The sequence below is a fragment of the Streptomyces sp. LN549 genome, from assembly GCF_043203805.1.
Classification (GTDB): Bacteria; Actinomycetota; Actinomycetes; order Streptomycetales; family Streptomycetaceae; genus Streptomyces.
Genome location: NZ_JAZHRI010000002.1, coordinates 7,927,194 through 7,952,585 on the forward strand (window position 1 = coordinate 7,927,194; position 25,392 = coordinate 7,952,585).

Here is a 25,392-nt window from a genome sequence, read left to right on the forward strand (position 1 = left end):
GCACGCCCCCTCACATGAACGGGTCGAGATCGTCGTAGTCGAAGGCGTGATCGGTGTACGGCCGGTAGTCGTTTCCACGTACGTGACGGAGGAAGTCCTGGGGAATCTCCAGTTGGTGATGCTCGAAGTAGTGGATCGAGTCGGTTCGCCAGACCCACACTCCGTCCGTGTGCAAGGACGGCCCGCCAGGGATGTACTCCTTCTGGTCGAGCAGGTCGAGGATGGCCGACATGTAGTCCATCGCCCCGAACTCTTCGGTCTTCATGTACTCGATGACCCGGGCCCGGTCCTCGAGCACGTGCCCCTTACGGGCTTCATGGATGGAGGGGAGGTGCTGCAGCCACCCTTCGTACATCTGCCGGTACAGCCCGACCGGCTTCAGCCTCGTGTTCGCCTGCCCCGGTTCAGGGCCGTCGGTGACAGCGCGCAGGGCCTCGTGTGCCTCCCTTCGGGAGGGCGTCGGGGGCGCGGTCGCCAGGCGGTGGAGCTGGGCACGTACGCCGTCGGGCCGCAACCAGCCGTAGCCCGCGTCGCGCAGACGGCCGAGCAGGGTGTCCACATCGCGGTCGGTCAACGGTGTCGGGTGCCAGGCGCGGAAGGTCTCCACGTGCGACAGCGCGCCGTTGTCCCAGTCGGCCGGTTCGCGTGCGGCCAGTTCCCAGTCGAGCTCCCAGAGCTGAACGGTGCCGTCCTGCTCGCCGGAGAGGGCGAAACGGCCGTCGGGCGTCAGGGCGACGCTGGACACGCTTGTCCGGTGACCTTCGAGGACGCGAATACAGCGTCCACTCTCCACATCCCAGACGCGGACGAGGGCGTCGCTGTGGCCGGACACCGCGAAACGGCCGTCCGCGCTGAGCTGGACGGAGTTCGCACGGCCCGCCTGCTCGTCGAATACCCGCACGCACTGTCCGCTCGCCGTGTCCCACAGCCGGATGGTCCGCTCGCTGGAGAGCACGGTTCGTTGATCAGCGCTCAGGCACACTGATGTCAGCTGGTCGGTGTGCCCGCGCAAGGTCAGCAGGCCTTCGCCGCTGTCCAGGTCCCACAGCTGTACGGAATTGGCGGTGTAGCCGCGGTGGGCGACAAGGCGCTCGCCATCGGTGGCTCCGGCCGTGTCCGCCTGCGCACGCTCGGCCTCCAGCGTCATCGGCAGCCTGCCGCTCTCGAGGTCCCAGAAACGGATCATGTTTGCCCCTGCGCCGACCAGGGCCGAGCGGCCGTCGGGGCTGAACCGCAGCCACAAAACGCCGTAGCGGTGCCCGTCCATGACACGCAGGCACTCGCCGTCATCGGCGCGCCACAGCCGTACGGTGCCGTCCTGGCACCCGGACAGCACATACCGTCCGTCGGAGCTCAGGCGCACCGACTCGACCGTGTGGTGGGAGTGACCGTCGAGGACGCGGATGCACGCTCCGCTTTCGAGGTCCCACAGCCTTGCCGTCCGGTCGCTGCCGGCGGTCACGGCGATCCGGCCGTCATCCGACACGTCGACCGAGCTGAGATGGTGGTCATGGGCGCGAAGGGTCCTGCCCCGCCAGGCGGACCGCAGGCCTACGCGGACGGTTGAGCGGCCCAGGGCCCGCCATGCGGACAGGAGTTCGGGATCTCGTTCGAAACCGGAGGTGTTCCTTGCCTGCGTGAGCAGATCGAGCGCGTGCGTGTACCGGCCGGACGCACGTGCCTGCTCCGCCTCTGCTGCCAGATCCGCAACCTGGGCCCTCAGCCGGCTCACCTCGCTGTGCGCCCGCGGCCGGCTCGGCAGCAGCACGCTGGAGTGCTTTCCCGGCAGTTCCCAGGTGCGGCGGATATCCGCATCCACGGAGACCGCGTGCCGTCCGTCCGGGCTCGGCGCGACCGCGAGCGGCACGCTCTCCAAACCTTCGAACGTCCGCAGGCAGCGGCCGGTCTCCAGCTCCCAGAAGCGGATGCTCTTGTCCCGTCCGCCACTGATCGCATGACGGCCGTCGGTGCTCAGCGACACCGCCGACGCTGTCGTGGAGTGTCCGCTGAGCGTGCGCACGCACGTGCCGCTGCCGATGTCCCAGATATGGATCTTCCCATCGGTACCGCTCGTGACGGCTGACGTGCCGTCCGGGCTGAAGCCCTTCGGCTCGGAGAATCCGGAGCCGCGCAGAACATGCCGGAGCCGTCCGTCGGACAGGTCCCACAGCCGGACCGTGGCATTTTCGGTTCCGCCCATGCCCCCGGACGCCAGTGCCCAGCGCGCGTCATCGCTGACCACGAGCGTTCGCCCGTGCTCGTCCGGGCCTTTGAGAGCGGTTCGGCCTTTGCCGGAGTGGAATTCCCAGGAGAAGATCGTTCCGTAGGACGTTGCGCACAGTGCCAGACTGGCGTCGCCACTCAAGCGCACCTGGCGGATCGCGCCCGGGGTGGGCCGCCCCTCCGGGAGGGGGATGGCTGCGCGGCCCAGGCAGCGACCCTCGGCCAGGTCCCAGAACCCCACGACCTCGTCAGCACCTCCGGAGAGGGCGAAACGCCCGTCCGCGCTCACGTCGACGCAGCGGACAGCGCTTTCGTGCCCTTCCACGGCCACCAGGCACTTTCCGCTCTGGACGTCCCACAGCCGCAGCATGCCGTCACGGCTCCCGACGAACGCGAAACGCAGATCGGGAGTGAGCCGTAGCACACTCGGAAAGGCGGGCGGCTGAGCGGCCCACGGCAGGTCGCGCCGCTCGACGCAGCCGGCCCCGGTGAGGTGTCCTGAGCGCAGGGTGCTTACCGCATCCTGGATCTCGGGCTCCGTCGGCTGCTCACGTACGAGCCGGTCGGCCAGCGCGCGCGCCCCGTCGAGGTCGGCGCGTTCCAACTGCACCTGGACGAGGGCGTGTCGTGCCTCCCAGGTGTCCTCGGTGTCGGCGCGGACCGCTTCGATGTCGGCCAGGAGCCCCACATCGCTGATCTCACCGCGCCGCCACCGCCACATGCCGGCGTTGTAGCTGGCCCGTACGTGCCTCGGATCCGCCTTCAGCGCTGCCGTGAACGCCTCCTGTGCCTGGGAGGGTCTGCCCAGGTCGACCAGCGACAGTGCGCGGTTGTTCCATTCGTCCGCCCGCAGATCGGCCGCCGCCGGCTGCACGCGGGGGTACGGGCGTCCCGCAATGTCCCGGTACACACCCACCAAGGAGCCCGCGACTTCGGCCATCGTCCGGGGCCGCCGGGCCGGGTCCGCCTCCAAGCACCGCGCGAGCAAGTCGGCCACGGCATCAGGGATCTGCGGCAGTCCGTCCTCTTCGGGCCCGTCGGTGCGGCAGGCGGTGAGCACCTCACCGGCGACGGAGCCGATCATCCAGTTGACTCCGCCGGTGAACATCTCCAGGACCGACACCGCGAAGCTGTAGATGTCGCTGCGCCGCCCCAGAGCTTTGCCGGCCAGCTGCTCGGGCGAGGCATAGGCACGAGTCATCCCGCCGGTGGGCACCAGCACAGTCCGGTCCGACGGCCTGCCGCCTTCGGGTCGTGTCCCCGCGGTCGCCTGCGCTCGCGCCAGCCCGAAGTCGGTGACCTTGGCCGTGAGGTCCTGCGGGCCGTAGCCGTCGAGCAGGACGTTGTCCGGCTTCATGTCCTGGTGGACCAGTCCCCGGTCATGGGCATGCGCGAGCCCCCAGGCCACCTGGATCGCCACGTCCGTGATCCGGGCCAGCGCCTCCTGGTGCCCCCCTTGATAGAGCCGCCGGTCGTCGATCCACTCCCGCAGGCTCCCGCCGGGGACGTACTCGGCGAACACCCGGGGAATGCCGCCCATCGTGCGCACGTAGAAGCAACTGCAGACGTTCGGATGCAGCCCCAGGGACACCCACGTCTCGGCCTCGTTGACGAACCGCTCGCGGTCGGCCGCGCTGGTGAACAGCTCCGGCCGCGGGCACTTCACCGCCAGGTCGATCCCCCACGCGAGGTGGCGGACCCGGTAGACCAACCCCATCCCGCCGCGCTCGTGCACCAGCGAGACCTTGTACCGGCCATCGATGACGTCGTCGACGCGCCACACCGCCGGTGTCTCGAACCCCTCGTCCACAGCCACCCCCGACACCACCCGTGATCATCGACGATCGCCCACTATAGAACAGGCGCATCAACTCACCCGTGGCGGATGACGGCTCCCATCCCGTGTGCTCGGTAGCGCCTCGCGGTCAGGCCGAAGACAGCTGTTCCGCTATCTCCTTGACCCAGGCGGCGCTCTTCGCCGGGTCGTTGAGGGAGTTCGCCCACTCGTCCGGGGTCAGCCGGTGCTTGGCCGGGCCTGATTTGAGAGCGACGAGAAGGGCCCTGGCCGAGTCCCGCATGGCGGCCGACGTGTCGCTGCTGCCGGCGATGTCCGGGCCCGCCGCCAGTCCGTAGATCTTTCGCGCCATGGCCTGGCGCTCACCGTTCTCCACCTTCTTCCAGAACTTCAGGGCTTCCTTCAGCGCATCCTGGCGGGAGGCGGGCTCCGCCGGGGTCTCGTCCGCCGCCCAGCGTTCGGGGTGGCGGGCCCCGTCGTAGCGCTTCATGCCCGCGCGGCCGGCCCTGTAGGCGGTGACGCCGAGGATGAGGCCGGCCGCCCCCGCGGCGAGGCCCCAGCCGACCGGGTTGCTCGCCAGCCCGGCTCCTCCCGCTGTGGCGGCGACCGCCGTCACGATGCCGCCCGCGGCCTTGGTGGACTCACCTACGGCGGTGAGCGCCTGCTTGCCCATCTTGTTGCGCTGCTTGCCGAGCGCGTACGTGTGCACCGTGTTCATCGTGCTCACGTCCTCGGCGCGCCGGACGTCTCCGGCGGCGTCACGGGCGTCACCCATCGCCGCCCAGGCCGTATCGATGGCCTCGGAAACGCGCTCCAGCCGGTCCTCGCCCTCGTGGTCCCAGTGGGCATCCAGTGCGACGTATGCCTCGGCCGCGGCCCATTCGGCTTCCTGCCGTGCCTGGTTCAGCCGGGTCAGTGCGCCCTCGTCGGTGCGGTCGGGCGTGCCGAGCCCTTTCAGGGCGCGGTACTTGCGGGCCGTCAGTCCGAAGCGGCCCGCCGCACGGGCGCCCTTCACCGCGCCGACAGCGCTGGAGCCGATACCGCTCACCTCCGCCGCGGTCATGGCGTGCGCCGCCTTCTGGGCCTTGGTCAGTTCCTTGGCGATACCGAGGGCGTAGTTTCCCGCACTGGCGGCGCCGACGACCGCGTCGGCCGTTTTGGAGTTGGCCTTCTTGTCGGCTCCGTGGAAGGCGGCGCCGCTCTTGTGCTTCACGGCGTCCTTCTTGGCTTTGGCCGCCTCCAGGCCACTGAGCAGCGTGCCGGCGGTCTCCGTGACGAGGTTCTCCGACGCGGCGGCGGTTCCCGAGGAGCCGGCGGAGTGCTTGAGGCCGTCGTCGACCGTGGCGGAGGCTTGCTGGGAGAAGCCTGCGTTGGCGGGGACATGGACGCCCTTGACGAAGGTGTCGATGAATTCGAGATTCTTCTTGAGCTTGTCGAGGACCGCGGCGATCCGGTCGCGGTAACTCTTCGATCCGGTGGCGGCGTTGCCGTTCTCCGGTTCCTTCTCCTTACCCTTCCCCTTCTCTTTCGCCGTGCCCTTGGCGCGCTGCACCGCCGCGGTCGCGGCTCGGTTGCCGAGGCTGGACTGAAGCCCGAGGGGTGTGCGTTCCGCAGAGTTGCCGGACGGATTCCCGGCCCGGCTCCGGTCCCGGCCCTGCCGGGTCGGCGGCAGGGCAGCCACGGACTGCCGAGCGGAGGTGCGGTGGACCGGGGTGCTCATGGACGTACCTCTCCTGTGCCGGGCCGGGCGAGTGGAGAGTAGCCAGGCATGGCTAACAGGAGGGGTACAGCGGGAGGATCCTTCACGATGGCGCGGAACGCGTTCGGTCAGGACGTGCAGCATGACAGTTCACGCGCTGGGTGGTGTCAGCGTGTTGACCGTGTTGACCGTACTGAACGCCGGTGCGGTCCGTCGGCAGGCCCGGTCAGTGCCGCGAAGTAGCCCGACACGGCCTCCGCGGTGCCGGAGAGCGGGAAGCGTGCACCGATCCGGCCGTCCGGGCGCACGAGGAAGCCGGTCGGGCCGTCGGGGCGGTAGAGCCGGGCGAACTCACCGGCGGCATCGCGGTACGCAGGAGTGTCCGGCGGGGAGTCCTGGCCGACGACAGTGACCGTGTGCAACTCGCCTGCCCCGCGCGCCTCGCCCGCCTCGCCTGCCCCGTCCCCATCGATCAGGTCGGCATCGGCGCTCTTCTCCGCGTACCGCAACAGCACATGTCCCGTGAGTCCGCGCAGGACATCGAGCAGGCGCAGGGAATAGGTGGCCACCGGGGTGGTCAGGCCCGCGCAGTCCGGTGCCCGGTCGCCGGGCTGGGGCGCGTCGTCCGGCCCGTACGGGGCGCCGGCGAGGGGACCGTCGCGGTACTCCACGAGCAGCTGGGCCTCGCGGAGCATCAGCGTCTCCATGTCGTCGGCGTCGTTCTCGATGCCCTTCGTGGCGTGCCGTACGGTCCGGCCGACGACCTCCTCACCGACCGGGCGGCGTTCGGCGTCGTAGCTGGTGAGCAGGGCGGGACCGGCTTCCCCGCGGACGACGAGGGCGAGTTTCCAGGCGAGGTTGCAGGCGTCCTGGATGCCGGTGTTCATGCCTTGCGCTCCGGTGGGCGGGTGGATGTGGGCGGCATCGCCCGCGACGAAGACCCGGCCGTCGCCGTACCGGTCGACGATCCGGTGGCTGATGCGGAAGACGGAGGCCCAGCGCATCCCGGACAGGGTCGCCGGCCTGGGGGCCAGACGGTCGACGACGGCCTGGATGTCGGAGAGCTCCGGAACACGTCCCCCTTCCAGCCCGTGCGCCACCTCGACCCCCTCAGCCGCCCCGGCGGAGAGCGCGGGCGGCACCAGCATGGACATCCGGTAGCGCCCGGTGCCGGGGAGCGGGATGCAGACCAGCAGGTCATCGGTGGAGCCGTCGTCGACGGTGTGGCTCGCACGCACCCCGTAGCCGTACGGCAGGTCCCAGTCGGCCACGACGTCGGCCAGCATGTACTCCTCGGCGAAGGCGCCTCCCTCGAACGAGAGTCCCAGCCCCTTGCGTACGGTGCTGTGCGCGCCGTCGCAGCCGATCAGGAACCGGGCGCGGAGCTCCTCGGGGCCGGAGTCGCCGTCGAGCCGCGCTGTGACCCCGTCCGCGTCCTGGGTGAACGACAGCAGCTCGGTGCCGCGCTCGACGCGCGTGCCCAGACCCGCCACGTACTCCTCGAGGATGCGCTCGGTCTCGTACTGCGGAAGCGCGGCGAAGCCGTAGGGCACTTCGGGCGGCAGGGTGAGATCGATCCGGGCCACCTCGCTGCCGTTGACGTGGATCAGCTGGCCGCGCATCGGGACGGCGGCCTCCAGCACGGTGCGCACCAGGCCCATCCGGTCCCAGATCTCCAGGGTGCGCGGCTGGATCCCGACGGCCTTGGCGTACGGGAGCCGGGCCGGCAGCCGCTCGACGACGCGGCACGACACCCTGCGACGGCGAAGCTCGGCGGCCGCGCTCAGCCCGACCGGACCGGCGCCCACGATGAGTACGTCAGTGGTGTGGTCGCGTGCCACAGATACCTCCCGCGCCTTGCCCCCGGCCGGTCCCTCCTCCATGGTCGCCCGACACGGTACGGGCGGCGAGCCGGGGGAGCGAAGCACCGAGGTGCAGGGCCAGACGGCTCCGGCCCTGCACCGGGGTGCAGGGCCGGAGCCGTCTGCCGGGCTACTGCGCGGCCGCGACGACCGGGTAGTGGTCGGAGAGGTTCTTGTACGTGTAGTCCGTGCCCCAGCTGGACACGGTCCAAGGCGCGCTGTCCTCCTTGACCACCTCGTTCGTCCACCCCGCCGGCTTCGCATGGCCCGCACGGTGCAGCACGTAGTCGAGGTCCTCGCGCGGGTCGTCGGGGTAACGGTCGGCGGCGATCGAGTTGTCCTGCGTGTCGAAGGAGTACGGGTGCCCCGTACGGGCGTCTGCCCCGGTCAGCCCGGCGTTCGCGAGCAGCGACGCGTACTCGGGGGAGTGGGAGTCGACGTTGAGGTCACCGGCCACGATGACCTGCTCGGACGCCGGGATGTTCTTGGCGTCGAGGAACGCGTCGATCTGCCGGAACTGCCGGCCCCGGATCTCCGCCGCCTCGCCCGCACCGCATCCCGGATCGGTCGACTGGGTGTGGGTGCCGACGATGTGCACCCGGGTGCCGTTCACGTTCAGTTCGGCATAGGCGAAGCCCTTGTTGGACCACCAGTCGCTGCCGCAGGCGTCCTTGTAGATGTGCTGCTCCTGCCGGACGATCGGCCACTTGCTGAGGACGGCGACGCCGCCGTCCTCGGGTGTCGTGGCGGAGTACGACCCGCTGGTGGCGTCCCAGCCGCTCCTGCTCCGGCCGACCACCGGGGTGTGGAACGGGTACTGGGCCGAGGCGTTGGCCGTCAGGGCGTCCGACGAAGCGTTGTCGAAGGCTTCCTGGAGCACGACGACGTCGTTGCCACGGAAGAAGGCGGTCTTCGGTATCTCCGCCGCGCGGTGGGCCTGGCCCCAGTTCGGGTAGAGGTTCGTGCTCATCAGGAACGTGTTGTACGTGAGCACCCGCAGGGACGGAGTGCCCGCGGCCGCCGACGCGTGCGGGGCGCCGACGGTCAGGGTGACGGCGGCGAGCGCGGCGGACAGGGACATGCCGTAGATGCGGCGAAGCGCGGAGTGGGGCACCTGGACTCCTGATTCTGCTGCTGCAGTTGGGGGTGGTGAGGTCCTGGCCCCATGAAAGCAGGGGGAGTTACTCATGGGTAGACGGCGGGTTCCGGGAGCCCCTCCCGCCGCCGTCCATCAGGTGACGGCCGTGCCCCTGCCGGTTCGCCCCGGGAGCGGGCCTACTGCATCACCTGCAGGGGCGGATGGTCGAACGACTCCGGACACACGTACACCTGCATCGTGTAGCCGCGGCCGATCGAGATCATGGTGGGTTCATGGGAGAGCGGATACAGCGGACGTTCCGCCTCGGCGGGCTCCTCCAGCGGGCACCAGCTGCCCGTGCCGCCGTCCCACTCGCTGCTGTCCACCGTGAGCAACGGGCGCATCCCGCTGCCGCACTCCTCGCAGCTCATCGGCCAGGGATCGCAGAAGCTCCAGTTCCCCCACCCGCCCAGCTTCCAGCCCGGGGCCACGGCGAGGTCGGACTGGTAGTCGTAGGGCCTGCCCTCCTCCCAGGTGCGGATCCGCTCACGGAGGTCGTCAGCAAGCTCGTGCGGGGCCGGGTACTCGGTGACCGGTTCGGGGCTGAGGAGGCAGGGTTCGGGCAGCGCCTCGCCCTCACTGACCACGGCCGCGGGCACATTGCCCGCCGTCTCGCCGACGGAATCGGCCGCGCGCCAGCGCAGCTGAACACCCGGCATGCAGTCGTCGCCGTGCTCGAAGGAACACCAGAGCACCTGGAGCACGTCGGTGCCCGGCGGGCGGGGCAACGACGGTACGTCCCTGGCGTACACCTGGAGCACGGGAAGCAGCGGAACGGGGCCGTCGACAGGCAGACGCACGCCGCTGTACCCGAGACCGCTGACGAAGGCGCGCTCGTCCGGAGTGAGGAAGTCGGTCCCGGCTGTCCGAGGCCGGGACCAGCCTTCGGTCAGAATGCGGCGCAGCTTCCGCAGGTCCTCCTGCCGGTAGCCGACGAGCGAGGGCCCGGTGTGTTCGGAGCAGACTGGCCACGGCTCGTGCACGGGCCACAGCAGCGGGCCTCCGACGGAGCTGTCGGCGGGCGTCGGCGCGCCCGGCCGTGGATGCAGACGGACGGTGGTGCGGGCGAGCGGCACCAACTCCGGGAAGTGCGCGGCGATGTCGACGGGGCGGGGCGGAGTCGTACGGGACATGGGCAAACGCTAGCGTCCGCCTCTGACAACGCCCGCGCCCCGGCATCCGTCACCGCCTCGTCGCGTAGACGATGAGGTTGTCGACGGGGTGCCCCTGGGCGTCGAACGCGCCGTCACAGGTGATCAGGCGCAGGGCCCGGTCCTTGGTGCTTCCGTAGACCCGGGCGGTCGGGAACGCGGTCTTGCTCGCTGTTTCGCGGCCCGTGACCTTGAAGTGGATCTCGGTGCCGCGTTCGTCGCGGACGGTGATGTCCGCACCCTTGGTGATCCTCTTGAGGTCGTGGAAGACGGCGCGGCCGAGGCGGGTGTCGTTGTGGCCGATCAGCACGGCCGGCCCCGGTTCGCCGGGTACGGCGCCGCCGGTGTACCAGCCGACCGTCATGCCCTTCTCCGCGGGCGGCACTTCGACCGTGCCGTCGGTGTTGAGGCCGAGGCGCATGATGTCGCTGTCCACCCCGAGGGAGGGAATGGAGACGTGGACCGGTGACTGGGCAGCGGCCTTTGCCGGGGGCGTGTCCGTGGCTTCGGCATCAGGAGTGCCGACCGTTGTGGGGGCTTGCGCCACGGCGGCCGGAGACTTCGACGGTGATGCGTCGGAGCAGCCCGTCAGCGCGGGAAGCGCGGTCAGTGCGAGGCAGGCGTACACCGGTAGCGCGGTACGAATGCGCCAAAGGGACGAGGTTGTACGGGACATGGAAACGGGCTCCTGAGGCGATCGGACGACGGCAGAGGCGCCGCCCCGGTGAAGGACGGCGCCACTGCGGGCTGTTCGGCTGCGGGATGGGTCAGCCGTTACGGCGGCCGGTGTGGCGGCGGCGCAGAACGACCGTTCCGGCGCCGGCGACCAGCAGGGCGGCCACGGCGGAACCCATGACGGTGGCGGTGTTGTCGCCCGATGCACCGGCCGGTTCGTCACCGGCCGCGACACCGCCCCGAGGCGTGACCGACGGGGCCTTCGACGGCACGGCCGACGGGGTGGCCGTGGGCGTCGGGTTGTCGCCCGCGGCCACGCCACCACGCGGCATCTCGGACGGGGTGGCGGTGGAGGGCGCCCGGGTGACGGCGGGGGAGGGCTCGGTACCCGGCGAAGACGGCGATGCCGACGGCGCTGCCGAGGGCTTGGCCGTGGGCGTGGGCGAGGAGTCGGCGAACGCCGAGGTGGCGGGTACGCAGACCGCGCCGACCGCGACAGCGCTGAGGACGGCGGTACGCAGAGACGTACGCAGGGGCATGAACATGGCTCCGTTCCAGTTCGGCCTCGACGGCGCCGCGGTGCACAGGCGCACCGCGGCGCGAGGCGTGCCGACAGGCTGGCGCGAAGTTATGAAGAAGCTGTCAGAACGCTGTGGTCATCGCATCAGGGCTGCTCGGAGCGGTCCGCGAGGTCGGCCGGAAGGCGCAGCGTGAACACCGAGCCCTCGCCCGGCACGCTCGCCGCCGTGGCCGTGCCGCCGTGTGCCTCCGCGAGTTTCCGTACGATCGCCAGTCCGAGCCCGCTGCCTCCGGTGCGACGGCTGCGGGACTTCTCGCCGCGCCAGAAGCGGTCGAAGACATGGGCGAGGTCGGCGGCAGGGATGCCGGTGCCCGTGTCCGTCACGTCCACCAGGACCGCGTCGCCCGACTCGGAGCCGTACGCGTGCAGGGTGACCTTGCCGCCGGACGGGGTGTGGCGGACCGCGTTCGACACCAGATTGCCGATGGCCTGGCGGAGCCGTACCGGATCGGCCGTCAGTCCCGGCAGGAGGCGGTCCGGTCGCGGCGGCGGCACCATCAGTGTCACCCCGGCCGTCTCGGCTCGGGCCTGGTGCGCGGCGGCGACCTGGCCCAGCAACTCCTCGATCCGTACCGGTTCGGGATGCAGCCGCAGGGCGCCCGCGTCGGCCTGGGCCAGGTCCTGGAGGTCGTCGATGATGTGCTGCAACTGCACGGCCTCCTCGTGCAGGGAGGCGATGAACGCCGGGTCCGGATCGGCCACTCCGTCCTGAGCGGCCTCCAGCCAGCCGCGGATGTTGCTGAGCGGGGTGCGCAGCTCATGGGCGACGTCGCTGACCATGGCCTTGCGCTGGGCCTCCAGTCGTGCGCGGTGGGCGGACATGTCGTTGAACGTGGCGGCGAGCCGCCCGATCTCGTTGTCCGCGGTGACCAGAACCGGCACGGTGTCCTCTCCGTCCCGCATCCGCTGGGCGGCACCCGTCAGGGCGCGCAGCGGGCGGACGAGCCGGGCGCCGACGAGCACCGATGCGCCGACGGTGAGGGCCAGCACGAGTGCGGCCGCGCCGGCGATCCTGGCGGTGTTCGCCGGGGAGAGGTCGAAACCGGGGACGGTGGTGCCGCCGGTGTCGCTGATGAACAGCAGGGCGGGCGAGGCGACGTACGAACTGAGCTGTTCCCGGCGGGCCGTGCCCACGCAGGAGGCGATGGCCCGGTCGTCCTCGCTGGTGCCGACGGCAGGTGAGGGACCGGTGCCCGGCATGACGCTGGGCGTGGCGCTGGGCGTGGCGGCCGGTGCGGCTTCCGGTTCGATGCCGGGTGGTGCGCCGGGCACCTCGGTGGGCGGCACGGTGGGTACGGCCGTGGGCATGGGCTCCGCGCTCTGCCCCCAGGACAGATCGAGCTTCAGGTGGACACCGCTGCGGTCCTGGCGCTTCAGACAGGCGTCGGTCAGCTGGTTGAGCGCCTTCAGGGCCTTCCTCTCCGTGGCCGTCGGGGTGTCGAGGGCGTCGGTGGTGCAGCGGGTTCCCTGGAGCCGGTCGGGGTCGTTGCCCACCACCTGGATCACCGGGCGCCCGCTCTCGGTCCGGACGACGTCCGAGGCGATCCCGGACTCGCTGAGGCAGGCCACGCCCCGGTCCGCGATCTTCCGCAACGCCGTACGTTCCGCGGCCGGCAGCCGGAACGGCCCGACCGCACGCGGATCGACCCGGTCCGCCGGAGTGCCGGACGGGCCGGCGTTCTCGGCCGCCAGCGCGGTGTCCACCGAAAGCGGGTCCACGATCGCCGACGCCTGGGCCGGCAGCGCGGCGGCTTTCTCCGGCGCGGCAGAGTCCGCGAGAGGCGCGCGCTGCTCGGTTGTCAGCGCGATCCGGCGGCCGGACTGCGCGGCCAGGTCGCGCACGGTGTTACCGACGCCGTCCCAGGTGGGGTGAGCCGCCGCGTAGCCGAGCAGGCTGTGGTAGATCCGGGCGTCGGCGGTGAGGTTCTGGCCCTGCTCCTGGAGGATCGCGCCGGAGGTCGTCTGGACGGCCAGCCACGCCGTGGCGGCGACCGAACACGCCGCGACCAGAGCCGATACGGCCAGCAGCCGGGCGAACAGGCTCTTGCGCAAGGGCAGCCGTGTCCGCGACGGCCCGAACTCCGACGACGAAGCGCTGCGCACACCGCCCCGGGGGCGTCCTTCGCTACGACGACGCACGTGCCGCGGCCTTCGCCGGGTCGGTCAGCTTGTAGCCGACACCGAAAACGGTGAGCAGCCGGGCGGGCCGGCGCGGTGCGGGCTCTATCTTCTTGCGCAGGTTCATGACGTGCACGTCGACCGTGCGGTCGCTGATGTACCGGTCGAAGCCGTGCAGTTCCGCGAGCAGTTGCTGCCGGGAGAAGACCCGGTCGGGCTCGGCCGCCAGGGCGGCGAGAATCCTGAACTCACCCGGAGTGCACTCGACGGCCTCGCCGTCGACCGACACCACGTGCCGGGTGGGATCGACCACCAGCGCCCCCACCGTCAGGACGGCCGTATCGACGGGGCCGGCCTCGGCGGCGCTCGCGGTGCGGCGGCTGCGGCGCAGGAGCGTACGCACCCGGGCCATCAGCTCGCGCGGGCTGTACGGCTTGGTCACGTAGTCGTCCGCACCGAGGTCGAGGCCGAGCAGCAGATCGTCCTCCGTGGTGCGGGCCGTCAGCATCAGCACCGGCAACTCCCGGCACTCGGCGCGCAGCACACGTACCACGTCCAGACCGTCGGCCCGGGGCATCATCACATCGAGGACCAGCAGGTCCGGCTCCCGGTGCCGGACCGCGTCGAGGGCCGCGAGGCCGTCGCCGACGACGGTGACGGCATGCCCCTCCCGTTCGAGGTAGCGGCGGAGTAGCTCCGCCTGTTTCTCGTCGTCCTCGGCGATGATCACATTTGCGCACACGCGCTCGATCGTAGAGGGGTTCGAACGGAGAGCGTCGACCTCTTGCCGGGAGGCCGTGTGAGCTGCTCTTGTGTACCCGCAGGTAACAGGCGCGGGCGGCGGGCTCGGGCTACAGGCACGGCGTTCACGGGAGCGGCAGCACAATGGGCACAGCGGCAGATCAGGGGCAGGCATTCCGGGACGATTTGCCAGAAAGCCTGCCCGAGGGACTGGCCGATGCGATACGTACGACAGCCGAGGAGATCGCGGAGCTGCTGCGCGGCGCCCCCGACACCGGGGCTCCCGTGCCGGGACTGACCTGGACGGTGGGGGAGGTGGCCGCGCACCTGGCGCAGGCCAACGCGCTGATGGCGGGCGTGGCGGCCGGGCACCCTCAAGGCCACGGGGACGGCACCCCGCAGGGCATCGCCGCAGCCAACGAGGAGGCCCTCGCGGCATTCGGCGAGCGTGCGGCGGAGCCGCTGGCCTCGATGATCGTGACGCAGGCAGCCGCCTGCCTGGACGCGATGGCCGGACATCCCGCGGACGAGACGCTGATGACGCCGATGGGGCCGATGAACCGTGTGGTCCTCGGCTCGTACCTCCTGACGCACATGCTGGGCCACGGCTACGACCTGGCCCGCGCACTGAAGCGCCCGCACATGGTCGACCCCGCCCGGGTCCGGCTGGCGCTCCCGTTCATGGTCCTGGCCATGCCCCGGGTGACCGACGCCGCCACGACGGCAGGTCTGAACGCCCGCTACGCGGTGCGGCTGTGGGGCGGCGGCCGCTTCGGTGTGACGTTCACCGACGGCTCGGCGGTCGTGGGCCACGAGCTGCCGGACCGCCCGGACTGCACGATCTCCATCGAGCCCGTCACGTTCCTGCTGATGGCGCTCGGCCGCTGCTCACCGGTGGGCGCCATGGCGCGGGGACGGGTCTTCGCGTGGGGCCGCAAGCCGTGGATGGGGCCGCGGTTCCCGGCGTACTTCAAGGCACCCTGAAGCGGGCCGCCGGGGAACGGCGTGGACTACTTGTCGTTCCCGTCCCCGTGGGACTCCATGAGCTCCTCGTGCGCGGCCACTACGTCCTCGGCGAGCACCGTCACGATCTCCGCCCGGGTGGGTGTGCTGGTGGGGTGCTTGGCGTAGAGCCGCAGATCCCGTTGCGCGGCGGCCTTCTGGCAGAGCTCGCGCGCGAACCGGGCGTTGCCCACCCTGTCGGCCATCCCGCCGTCCACGATCGCCGTGCAGAAGGATCCGAGCACCTCGACCGCTCCGTCGTCGGGTTCGTCGCCCTGGGCGGCCAGGACGGTGCGGGCGATGAGAACCAGCTCCTGCGCGGAGTAGGACGGGAAGTCGACACGCGTGGTGAAACGGGACACGAGCCCGGGGTTGGCGGCGAGCAGCCCGACCATCTCGTCGCGGTAGCCGGCGAGTACGACGACGAGCCGGTCCCGGTCGTCCTCGGCCCGCTTCAGGAGCACCTGCAACGCCTCGTCGCCGAACGCGTCGCCACCGCTGTACCCGCTGTTGGACAGGGCGTACGCCTCGTCGATGAACAGCACCCCGTTCAGCGCCGAGTCGATGACTTTGCTGGTCTTGATGGCCGTGGACCCGAGGTGCTGTCCGACGAGGTCGACGCGCTGGGCCTCGATGACATGACCCGAACTCAGCAGCCCGAGCCCGGCGAACACCTTGCCGATGATGCGGGCGACGGTTGTCTTCCCCGTGCCGGGAGGCCCCGCGAACACGAAGTGCCGGGGGCGGGCGCCGCCGGGCAGCCCCTGCTCCTCGCGCAGGGCGGCCATGCGCAACTGGGCGATGAGAGTGAGCACCTGGCGCTTCACAGGTTCGAGACCGATCATGCCGTCGAGCGACTTCTGCGCCTCGGCAAGCAGTCGGGGCCGCGCTTCGGCGTCGGGCTGCGCGCTGTCCGTACCCCCCTGAGACGGTTGGACGGCCCCGGCCTGGGCCGGAACGGTGGGGGAGGGCGTGTCGGGCTGCGCCGGCCTCGGCAGAACCAGGTCTGCTGCGACGGGGGCCGGAGCGGGCGCCGGCCGGGCCTGGGCGCGGACGTTCACGTCGAAGAGGTCGGGCGCACACCGGAAGGCGTACTGGTACCGCTTCAGCGCCTCCTCCTGCCGCCCCAACTCCTCCAGTGACCGTCCCATGAAGTACTTGGTCTCGGCGTCGAACCGGCTGCCGGTTCCCAGCTTCTTCGGCAGCGGCGTCAGGACGTTGAGCGATTCGTGGTAGACGCCCTGGGCGAAGAGTGCCGCACCGACGTACAACTGCGCCTCGTCGTACAGGAACGCGTCACCGATACCGGTCGCGAACCTCAGCACGAGGGCCCAGTCCTCCTTGACGAACGCGTAGCGCGTGCAGACGAAACGGGTCTCGTCACAGTCGAGTTGTGCGGTGGAAAGCCCGGCCCACGCCTCGTCGACCCGCTTCTTGTCCAGCAGCGAGGACATGGCCGCCAGCCACAGATCGCGCGCGTTCTCCAGACGGAAGGTGACGTAGTGGCCGATCTGGAACGTGGACCGCAGTGGCAGCCCGAACTTCGTCCGCAGCGCACCGAAGGTCCCGGAACACCGGAGCATGGCATCCAGCGCCTCCTGCTGCCGCTGACCGGTCGCGTGCAGCCCCAGCCACGCGTCCGCGGCTGCGGGATCGTGGGTCGTGGGTCGTGGCGAGTGCGAACTGTGCGCCGGCACCCGCGGTGTCCCCGCGCTGCATCAGCGTCATCGCCTGACTCCAGGCCTGTTCGGCCTTCCTGACCGAGCCCCGGCTCGCGGCTGGACCCTGCACGTGCTCTCCCCTCGACGGGCGCGCAGCCCGCGCCGGCGGCCGACAGGGCCCACCGTGATGACCTGGAGCGCTGATCGGGACGGACGGGGCCGCCCTGATCACCTGGAACGCTGGTCAGAATAGCCAACCTTCACGCGCCGCGAGCTGACGTGCGTGTGCCGCGCACGGGGATCGAGGAGTGCGCGACATGCTGGATCCCATTTCGCTGCACACATGGCCCGCGCAGCTGCACGGCCGACCCGTCACGACTGCCGATGGGTGCGAGGAGCGGCGGAGCCGCCCGGCCCACCGACCAGAGGCGCCGAGGTCAGGCAGCCATGGCCACGGACACCTTGCCGAGCGGCGCCTCACGCGTCCTGTCCACCTTGCGCTCCCCGAAGACGACCACCCGCAGCAGCGCGAACCGCCCGGCGCCGGCGATTGCCGACGCCGACAGGTAGACGCTCTGCTGAACGAGCGCCGAAGGCTCGGACTGGACCGCGTACAGACAGAACAGGGCACCCGTCGTGAAGGCGTAGCTCACGGCGACGGTCAGCCCGGACTGAAGGTGGACGCCCCACCCCCTGCGCCCGCTGCGGAACGAGACCCGACTGTGCAACTCGGTCGCGATCACGGTGGACACGACGGTGACGAGAGCATTGGCTACGGCCAGCGGCATCCGGTCCTGGAGGAGAACCAGAACACCACTGGAGGCAACCCCGACCCCGCCACCGCAGATCACAAAGCGCACGAAGGCCGCCAGGGCCGGGTGAAGCGTGCGCGTCGGCTGGAGCGAAGGGGCGGTCACGAGTGGGCCTCCGAAGGCTGTGTGAAGCGGTGTGCCTATTCCACTCCAGAACCTACGGACCCGGCGTCCTCCGGACGACCCGGTTTCTCCCCGACCTTTTCTGGGGGTTATCCCCCAGGCCCCCCTGGGGGATAGCTCCCAGGGGGCGAAACACTTGCCCCACCCGGCCGACGGCGGGTGTTGTCCAGTGCCGTATCAGGAAACGTTTGCCTTGTCGTGATGGACGACTCGCTGCGCACCAGTCAAAGCGGTGCATCTGAGGAGCGTCGAAACGGCTAGTGCTGTGACCGCATAGGTTCGCTGGGTTGGTCGTCGTGGCGGTTGGATGTGTGGTGACGTCCGATCCGACCGCTGGAGGCGCGGTGGCCGAGCCTGTCCGCGTGCGCAGACTGACCGACCAGGAGGGGCAGCGGCTGCAGCAGATCGTGCGCCGGGCAGCACCAACGCGGTGCGCTATCGGCGCGCGATGATGCTGCTGGTCTCGGCCGGCGGGAATCGGGTGCCGGTGATCGCCCAGCTGGTGGCGGCCGAGAGGACACCGTGCGCGATGTGATCCACCGGTTCAACGAGATCGGCCTGGCCTGCCTGGACCCTCGGTGGGCGGGAGGCCGTCCCCGCCTGCTCAGCGATGACGACGAGGACTTCGTCGTCCAGACGGCCACCACCCGCCCCACCAAGCTCGGCCAGCCCCCTTCACTCGCTGGTCGCTACGCAAACTCGTCGCCTACCTGCGCACAGTCCACGGCCGAGTGATCCGTATCGGCCGCGAGGCGTTACGCGGCCTGCTCGCCCGCCGTGGAGTCACCTTCCAGCGCACCAAGACCTGGAAGGAATCCACCGACCCCGACCGCCAGGCGAAGCTGGACCGGATCGAGCACGTCCTGGACCGTTTCCCCGACCGGGTCTTCGCGTTCGACGAGTTCGGCCCACTCGGGATCCGGCCCACCGCAGGCTCGGGCCGGGCCGAACGGAAACACTCCGACCGGTTGCCGGCCACTTACCACCGCACCCATGGAGTCCGGTACTTCCACGGCTGCTACTCGGTCGGCGACGACATGTTGTGGGGCGTCAACCGCCGCAAGAAAGGTGCCGCGAACACGCTGGCCGCACTCAAGTCGATCCGCGCCGCCCGGCCCGACGGCGCCCCCATCTACGTGATCCTGGACAACCTGTCCGCCCACAAAGGCACCGACATCCGCCGCTGGGCTACAAAGCACAAGGTCGAGCTTGCTTCACCCCGACCTACGCCTCTTGGGCCAACCCCATCGAGGCCCACTTCGGACCGCTGAGGCAGTTCACCATCGCCAACTCCAACCACCCCAACCACACCGTGCAGACACGAGCCCTGCACGCCTATCCACGCTGGCGCAACGCCAACGCCCGCCACCGCGACGTCCTGGCCGCCGAACGCAATGAACGCGCCCGCATACGAAGCGAGAAGGGCATCCGTTGGGGCGGACGCCCCCTCAACACCGCAGCCTGACCAACGGCGAACTTACACAGCCACAGCGCATCATCGGTCCGCTCGTGGCCAAGCGGGGACGACCGAAGCGTTGTGAAGATGATCTCGGCTGGGCAGACCGAGCCCCGAACGGGGCCGGTTCAGGAGAAGGACGGCGCCAGAGGAGAATGACTCAGGAGGCGGACGGCTCGATCTCCCCCGCGAAGACGATGACCTGGTCGATGAGGCTCCGCCGCAGATGGACGACGTCCGTTCCCGCCAGGCGGGGGCCTCCATCCGGCGTCGTGAAGACCCACTGGTACCGGGCCCACTCGTCCGGCATGTCCACCGCCGAACAGCGCACCATCGTGCCGGTCCCCGCGGGGTGGCGCCGGATGTCCAGCACGAACCGCTCGACCGCCTCGATCCCCTCACTGCGGCCCAACGGTCCCCAGAAGACCACGTCCGAGGTCAGGGCCTGGGAGAGCAGCGCAGTCACATAGCTGTCGTCCGAGGCGTTGAACGCGGAGATGAACGTGTCGATCGCGGACCGCGCGGTCTCTTCCTGCATGCACCAGTAATACCACTCGCCTCGCGGACCGCGCTCGGCCGACAGCGAGCGAGACTAGCTCGTCCGCGTCGTAAGGGCCGTACTCGTTTACGCGTTCGGCGAGGTTTGGCGCGGCGATATAGTCGCTAGCAACCCAGGGTGTAGCTGCGTCGGGGTCCGCGTCGACGATGGGCGCGGTCCAGAACCCTCCGACGGCTCGCGCGGCCTCCATTTCGCGGCGGAACCGCTCGCGAAAGCCGGGGTCCGCCGCGATCTCCGGACGTACGACCTTCACCGCTACACGTCGCCTCCCGCGCGACTGGGCCAGGTAGACCTTCCCCATACCGCCCTCGCCCAGGCTGCCAGTAAGCCGGTAGGGCCGCGATGCTGAAGCCGATGAACACTTGGCGGAACCACCGCCAGCGGGCGGAGGAAGCCCTGAGGCATCTCCCCGATGCGGCAGGTGACCACTCCCGTGAAATCGGCGAGGGGACTGCCGACCGTGACGCCGCCCGCCGACGCGCGGCCGAACTGGAAGATCAGGTCCAACAAGGGGAGGCTCTACTGAGGCCACGATGTCGGCGCTGGTCGCGCTCGGCTGATGGTGCGGCGTCGAGGACCGGTCGAGCAGCCCTATGTCGCCGTGCTTACGCCAACGGTTCACCCACTTGGACGCGCATGCGCGGGAGATGCCCATCTCCGCGGCGACGTGCGCGATCGGACGCGTTTACAGCGTTCGATCAACCGGCGGCGGCCTTCCGCGGAGAGGGGCGCGTTGGCGTGGGTCATAGCTTGCCCGCGAAGAAGCTGGTGCTGGCGACTGCGAGTAGCAGGTAGCCGCCCGGGAAAGCGATGTTGTAGAAGACATGTGCGTGGAGGTGAGCCAGGACCGCGCCGATGAAGAACGCGGTCAAGCCGATTCCTGCTGCCAGGCCCAGCCAGTGGACCCCGAAAAGTCCCACGAGAAGGCCGAAGGCGCCCGCGAGTTTGAGGGTCGCCAGGTACGGCACTGCAGCTGGGGGGAGTCGAACCTCTGCGGAGTTCGCCAGCACGAACGGTGCCCGCGCGTAGTCCGCGATCGCAATGAACGCGTTCGCGACGACGCACCCGACAGTGGCGATGATCAGTACGGAGCTCATGAGTGGTACGACCCCACGGCGGAAAACGGTTCTGGTGGAACCGGCGCTCCCACAGCTCGCCGGATCAGGTCTCGCAGCTGAGCGGCTTGTGGCAGTCCCACCAAAGGATTCTCTGCTGCCTCATCCATCTCGAGGGCCAGGATGAAGTCCGGCCCCGACTCACTGGAGTACGCCGTGTAGACCACGCCCTGGGGTGATGCCGCGTGGAGGGCGGCGAACACCTTCGCGAGTTGCGACCGGACCTCGGCAGCTGTGCCGCTGTCGGTGCGGAACCGCACCATCTGTAGGCTCATGACGTTGTCATCTCCTCGGGATGCGAACAGGAATGGGTTGAACCGACCGTCCTGACGTCCGCAAGCCCGGAAAGGTGACACCCATGCCGATCACGGTCGAAGAATTCGAGACCGCACGACCGCATCTGCTGTCGGCTGCCCACCGCATGCTCGGCTCGGCTCATGACGCCCAAGATGCCGTCCAAACGACATGGTTGCGGGCCATGACTGCCCGATCCGCACCATCGATTGACAACCCGTCAGCCTGGCTCACGACTGTCACCGCCAGAGTCTGCTTGGACGAGCTGCGTGCTCGACGCCGTCGCAACGAAGCGCCACTGCTCGCGGACGCCATCCCGGCCGCAGAACTGGCCGCGGACGAAGCAATCCTCCGCACAGAGGACGTTTCCCGGGCGCTCATCGTCTTGTTGAACCAGTTGACCCCGCCTCAACGGGTCGCGTACGTCCTGCATGACCTGTTCTCTGTGCCATTCGACCAGATTGCGCACGTGCTGGGCGGGACAGTAACCAGTGCCAAGAAGCACGCCAGCAGGGCCCGACAACGCCTCGGCAGCGGCGAGTATGCCTCGGAGCGGAACAGTCGACCAGACCAGCAGATCGTCGAAGCCTTCATGACAGCAGCCCAAACCGGGGATACCCGAAGAATGATCCAGCTGCTCGCGCCCGACAGCGTCCGCGACGCCGACGCAGCCCTCCTGCCTCGCGGAGCCCGCACCGCAGTCATCGGTGCTGTCGGCATCGCCACCGAGACCGTGCACTTCCGTCATCGCATTCAGTCGGCTTGCAGACTCACCGTCAACAACAAACCGGTGTACCTCATCGCCCCAGGAGGACATCCCCTCGCCACGATCGAGATCAGCACAGCCAACCAGAAGGTCACAAGAATCACGCTGCGATTGGCCCAAACCGACGACCATTTCGCGGCCGCCCTACCGTGAACAACCTCCTGACCCGCAACAGCTAAGGGCTTGCAGAAGAACAACATGCAGGCGAGTGGCGAGCTGACCTGCAAGGTCAAGTCCCGGAATCAGCAAGTTAATTCTCTGCAAGCCCTAAGCTTGACGTTTATGCAGCTCTGCTGCTTGCGGCGGCTCCCGTGAGGTTTGGTTGGTCCTGTTTCCCGACGGGGTGCTCGCGCGCGCGGTGCTTGTTCTTCGTCCCGATTGGCCTGCCGGGGCCCGCAGTGGTGGGTTTCGGTGCGCTGGCCGGCTGAGGCGCTTTCCTGTGGAGGCGGCGAAATCCTCGACGGACGCGCGCAGGTGTGAGGCGCCCTTGGCGGGCGGGCCGTTCCCAGGGATTGCGGAGGTCTTCTGCGAGGGGCCGGGCAAGGCGGAGTTGGGTGTGGGCTGCGATGACGAGCCATGTCCAGCGATCGGCGGCGGCTGGCTCGCGGAGTTTAGGAGCGGTCCACCCCAACGTCTGCTTGAGCATCCTGAAGGTGTGCTCAAGGTCGAATCTGCGCAGGAATGCCTGCCAGAGCCGGTCTACATCCCCAGCAGTGGCGGCGGTGGCCGACCACCACAGCCAGACCGGCCTGGGGCTGCGGTCTCCGCGGAGGTGGTCGACCTGAAGACGGATCACGGTGCCTTCGATGACCGGCAAATCTCCTTCGGGGTGGTCGGCCCAGGCCGAACGCCGGACCAGTAGCGGGTGCAGGCGGTCCCAGGCACTGGCAACGGCCTTCCCGTAGTGAGTGGTGTCGGACACCGTGGTGACCGTCGGGACCGGCTGAGTAGCCGCAACCTCGAACGCGAACTCCGCCCCGCGCTTGGGCTTGCGCCCACGTTTGCCCGCCGGCTGCGGTGTGGGCGGGAAGTACAGGACGCGGTCCGAACGCATCCGGCCCAGCAGTTCCACGGGCAGGTCCGCGAGCAGGTAAGCCAGACGGGTCACGTCATAGCCGGCATCGACGACGACCAGGACGGGCGGGTCACTGATCTGCCACTGGCCTGTCACGTACAGCCGCTGAAACACGTCCCGGACCTGGGCGGCGGTGACGGCGATCGCGTCGTCCCACGGACACAACCGGACCACGTCCAGCAGGGCAGTCCACGAGGTTCGCCCCGGTTCCAGAGCGGCCACGAAGGAATAGGGCCACCCGGGGATCATCTGGGCCGAGCCTCTGCCACGACCGTACGTGTGGCAGAACAGCCGATCCGGGCTGGTATTCGCGTCCGGCCTCAGCCAGTTGCTCACGTCGACCGCCAAGACCAGCTGGCCCGAAGCCGTGCGGGGAAGCGGCAGCCCTACCAGCGTTCTGCGCAGCCGTGCCACATCCAGATCCCCGCTGTTCAGCCCGCCGTACAAAGCGCCATGCCCGCGCCGATGCTCGGGCACCAACGACAGCTCGACCAGCGTCCTCACCGGACCATCCGCGCACAGCAGGGCATCACTCAGCTCGAACAGCGCATCGCGTCGGCCGGTCAGACAGGCATAGAGCTCCGTCCGGAAGCATGACAGTTCGGCAAACGCATCCCGCGGGACGCCGTGTTGCAGCAGACTCATAGTTACGGCCTTCGTGTTGATCCCATGTCTCTGTGACGGAGCACAGGATCAGGCGAAGGCCGCTATTACGTCCGGAACTTAGGCAAACCCATCAGCAAGTTCGAGGCCGTGTTCGACGGCAGACCATAAACGCCAAGCTAAGGCTTGTCCCGTAATGATCTTCGACGTGTCTGGACTGTGGTCGCCTACTGGCGAGATCAGATACCCGGTCAGGCTTTGTGGACTCGGGAGTGCAGGTGCATGTCGTGCCAGCCATCGGCATGGAGCAGCGCCTGGCGCCGTACGCCCTCCAGGGCAAAGCCTGTCTTCTCTGCGATGCGGCAAGATGCGACGTTTACCGTTGAGTGGCCAAGTTCGAGTCGGTTGAAGCTCGCTTCTTCCAGTGCCCAGGTCGCCACGTGGGCCACTGCTCGGGAGCAGAATCCCTTGCCGCGGGCCTCCGGGGTGGTCCAGTAGGAGATCTCTGCTTGGCCTCCGGCCATGATGATGGACTGGAGGGAGACCCGTCCGAGAAGCGTGTTGTCGCCGGCATCGGCCACGGCCCAGTGGCAGGCGGTTTCGGTCTCCCAGCCACGTCGCCACTGTTTGATCCACTCTTGGGCTTCGTTCTCGGAGTCCGCCGTGCGCAGGTGCCAGCGTTGGATCGCCTGGTCCTGAAAGGCTCGTGTGACGGCGGATGCGTCGGATGGCAGCCACGGCCGTAGCAGCAAGTCGTCGTCGATCGACAGTGTCGGCTGCGCAGAGGCGTTGAGGCTGCCAGGGGGCATGACTGGAGTGACCAGGGACGGCATGGTCGACATCATGGCAAGTCAGGCCCTGTGCGCGCGGGCAATCGTCCAGACGTGCGGGTCAGTCGTGTCAGGGGGCGCTGCGCTGGTAGGTCCACATCTCGGCCATCTGACCGTTGTTGAGGCGGATCAGCCAGATGAGATGGGTGTTGATGGTGCCGGGGCGGCTTTCGTGGCCGACGCCGCCGATAACTGAAAGCAGGTCGTCGGTGCCGAGGATCGTGTCGATGTGGAAGCGGAGTCCGGGTCGGCTGGTGTGGATATGCGTAACGCTGCGTTGAACGTCAGCGGGCCCGGATATCTCTGGGTGGGCATGGTCGGCCCAGTGGGGACTCAGCACCTCTGGAGCGATCGAGGTGTCACCTGTGTTCCACATGTGGAAGTACCGCTGCACGATGTGGTGTGAGTTGTCGCTGTGCGCGTCCATCGGGCTCTCCTTCGCTGCGGCGGGTGGCAGCCTGCGAGAGGAACCGTAAGATCACGCGGCGCCTGTGTCTGCCCATTCAAGACGTCGATCTCGAACAGCCAGCCCTTTACCCGGCGAGGGTGAGATTGTGCAGGCGAGCGATGCCGAGCATGGCGTGATGGACGCCTTCGCCTTTGAGTCGGCAGTCGCGGAGGATCTTCCAGGTCTTCATACGGGCGAAGACATGCTCGACGCGGGCGCGGACCTGTTTGTGCGAGCGGTTGTGTTCCTTCTTCCGCTCGGACGATTCCTCGCCCCGGGTGCGGCGGTGAGGCATGAGGAGCCCGGTGCCGGGATAGCCGCCGTCGGCGTTCGTCAGGGTCGGGCCCACGGATTGATGATCTTAACTGGCAGTCACGGGGTCTCGGTGGATACCCGCCCGTGTTGGTCGACCTGTTGGTAGAGCAATGGAGTTCGGCGCGAGAGGCGTGCCAGGCCATCGCCCTTGGGAGCTGGCCTGGCGGAAGGCGTGTACCTGCGACTCCTGCCACGTCACGGTGCCCGCGTCGTGCGGGAGGTGAACGAAACGCGTCTCCCGAGGTGTCGGCGCGCAGGTCCGTCACCTTGCGGCCGCTTACGAGAGTGTGGGCTTCGTGCCAGTCGATCCTTGCATTTCCGTACAGCTCGGCGGTGACAGGTGCTCCCTCG

General features: G+C 69.3%; 19 protein-coding genes and 3 pseudogenes. 3 read left to right on the forward strand and 19 right to left on the reverse strand.

The features are described 5' to 3' along the window. Positions 1-10 precede the first annotated feature (10 nt). From SH922_RS35285 to SH922_RS35325, 9 genes are all read right to left on the reverse strand, one after another. On the reverse strand, positions 11-4,039 hold the full coding sequence (locus SH922_RS35285; protein ID WP_393062614.1) for a protein kinase: 4,029 nt from the start codon (positions 4,037-4,039) through the stop codon (positions 11-13). A gap of 109 nt (positions 4,040-4,148) precedes the next feature. Next, positions 4,149-5,738 (reverse strand): hypothetical protein, encoded by a 1,590-nt coding sequence (locus tag SH922_RS35290; RefSeq protein ID WP_393062615.1) that lies wholly within the window; start codon positions 5,736-5,738, stop codon positions 4,149-4,151. A 146-nt stretch (positions 5,739-5,884) separates the two neighbouring features. Continuing rightward, complete coding sequence (locus SH922_RS35295; protein ID WP_393062616.1) at positions 5,885-7,600, reverse strand: FAD-dependent monooxygenase; 1,716 nt, start codon at positions 7,598-7,600, stop codon at positions 5,885-5,887. A 109-nt stretch (positions 7,601-7,709) separates the two neighbouring features. Then, positions 7,710-8,693, reverse strand: coding sequence for a sphingomyelin phosphodiesterase (gene sph, locus SH922_RS35300; RefSeq protein WP_393062617.1), 984 nt, complete (start codon positions 8,691-8,693; stop codon positions 7,710-7,712). A 161-nt stretch (positions 8,694-8,854) separates the two neighbouring features. After that, the gene (locus SH922_RS35305) at positions 8,855-9,850 is read right to left on the reverse strand and encodes a hypothetical protein (RefSeq protein WP_393062618.1); all 996 of its coding nucleotides are present in this window, start codon (positions 9,848-9,850) and stop codon (positions 8,855-8,857) included. Positions 9,851-9,899: 49 nt separating this feature from the next. Beyond that, positions 9,900-10,544, reverse strand: a complete 645-nt coding sequence (locus tag SH922_RS35310) for a class F sortase (RefSeq protein ID WP_393062619.1) — start codon at positions 10,542-10,544, stop codon at positions 9,900-9,902. A gap of 91 nt (positions 10,545-10,635) precedes the next feature. Next, a complete protein-coding gene (locus SH922_RS35315; protein WP_393062620.1) occupies positions 10,636-11,082 on the reverse strand; it encodes a sortase-dependent protein in 447 nt (148 codons plus the stop codon). 125 nt (positions 11,083-11,207) lie between these two features. Further along, complete coding sequence (locus SH922_RS35320; protein WP_393063782.1) at positions 11,208-13,181, reverse strand: sensor histidine kinase; 1,974 nt, start codon at positions 13,179-13,181, stop codon at positions 11,208-11,210. A gap of 67 nt (positions 13,182-13,248) precedes the next feature. Further along, a complete protein-coding gene (locus tag SH922_RS35325) occupies positions 13,249-13,983 on the reverse strand; it encodes a response regulator transcription factor (RefSeq protein WP_393062621.1) in 735 nt (244 codons plus the stop codon). A 143-nt stretch (positions 13,984-14,126) separates the two neighbouring features. On the opposite strand from SH922_RS35325, the gene SH922_RS35330 reads away from it, so the two are divergent. Further along, on the forward strand, positions 14,127-14,966 hold the full coding sequence (locus SH922_RS35330; protein ID WP_393062622.1) for a maleylpyruvate isomerase family mycothiol-dependent enzyme: 840 nt from the start codon (positions 14,127-14,129) through the stop codon (positions 14,964-14,966). Positions 14,967-14,992: 26 nt separating this feature from the next. Here SH922_RS35330 and SH922_RS35335 read toward each other — a convergent pair whose 3' ends face one another. Both SH922_RS35335 and SH922_RS35340 read right to left on the reverse strand, forming a co-directional pair. Further along, complete coding sequence (locus tag SH922_RS35335; RefSeq protein WP_393062623.1) at positions 14,993-16,681, reverse strand: AAA family ATPase; 1,689 nt, start codon at positions 16,679-16,681, stop codon at positions 14,993-14,995. A gap of 401 nt (positions 16,682-17,082) precedes the next feature. Next, on the reverse strand, positions 17,083-17,562 hold the full coding sequence (locus SH922_RS35340) for a GtrA family protein (protein WP_393062624.1): 480 nt from the start codon (positions 17,560-17,562) through the stop codon (positions 17,083-17,085). Positions 17,563-17,924: 362 nt separating this feature from the next. Between SH922_RS35340 and SH922_RS35345 the strand changes: the two are divergent. Beyond that, a pseudogene (locus SH922_RS35345) lies at positions 17,925-19,045 on the forward strand (IS630 family transposase). Positions 19,046-19,196: 151 nt separating this feature from the next. Here SH922_RS35345 and SH922_RS35350 read toward each other — a convergent pair. The 4 genes and pseudogenes from SH922_RS35350 to SH922_RS35365 form a co-directional block, all read right to left on the reverse strand. After that, the gene (locus tag SH922_RS35350) at positions 19,197-19,574 is read right to left on the reverse strand and encodes a nuclear transport factor 2 family protein (RefSeq protein WP_024757633.1); all 378 of its coding nucleotides are present in this window, start codon (positions 19,572-19,574) and stop codon (positions 19,197-19,199) included. Between the two features lie 538 nt (positions 19,575-20,112). Continuing rightward, a pseudogene (locus SH922_RS35355) lies at positions 20,113-20,342 on the reverse strand (helix-turn-helix domain-containing protein); the annotation flags it as partial. Further along, positions 20,339-20,692 (reverse strand): DoxX family protein, encoded by a 354-nt coding sequence (locus SH922_RS35360; RefSeq protein WP_393062625.1) that lies wholly within the window; start codon positions 20,690-20,692, stop codon positions 20,339-20,341. The gene SH922_RS35360 and the pseudogene SH922_RS35355, both read right to left, overlap by 4 nt. Further along, entirely contained in the window at positions 20,689-20,985 is a 297-nt protein-coding gene (locus SH922_RS35365; protein ID WP_393062626.1) for a hypothetical protein, read from the reverse strand. Before SH922_RS35365 ends, SH922_RS35360 begins: the two co-directional genes overlap by 4 nt. An 83-nt stretch (positions 20,986-21,068) precedes the next feature. On the opposite strand from SH922_RS35365, the gene SH922_RS35370 reads away from it, so the two are divergent. Then, positions 21,069-21,923, forward strand: coding sequence for a sigma-70 family RNA polymerase sigma factor (locus SH922_RS35370; RefSeq protein ID WP_393062627.1), 855 nt, complete (start codon positions 21,069-21,071; stop codon positions 21,921-21,923). A gap of 127 nt (positions 21,924-22,050) precedes the next feature. Here the strand turns inward: SH922_RS35370 and SH922_RS35375 are convergent, their stop codons facing one another. The 4 genes and pseudogenes from SH922_RS35375 to SH922_RS35390 all read right to left on the reverse strand — a co-directional run. Then, the gene (locus SH922_RS35375) at positions 22,051-23,490 is read right to left on the reverse strand and encodes an NF041680 family putative transposase (protein WP_393055271.1); all 1,440 of its coding nucleotides are present in this window, start codon (positions 23,488-23,490) and stop codon (positions 22,051-22,053) included. Positions 23,491-23,699: 209 nt separating this feature from the next. Continuing rightward, on the reverse strand, positions 23,700-24,281 hold the full coding sequence (locus SH922_RS35380) for a GNAT family N-acetyltransferase (protein ID WP_393062628.1): 582 nt from the start codon (positions 24,279-24,281) through the stop codon (positions 23,700-23,702). Positions 24,282-24,348: 67 nt separating this feature from the next. Next, entirely contained in the window at positions 24,349-24,705 is a 357-nt protein-coding gene (locus SH922_RS35385) for a nuclear transport factor 2 family protein (protein ID WP_393062629.1), read from the reverse strand. Between the two features lie 106 nt (positions 24,706-24,811). Beyond that, positions 24,812-25,078, reverse strand: a pseudogene (locus SH922_RS35390) (transposase family protein); the annotation flags it as partial. Positions 25,079-25,392 lie beyond the last annotated feature (314 nt).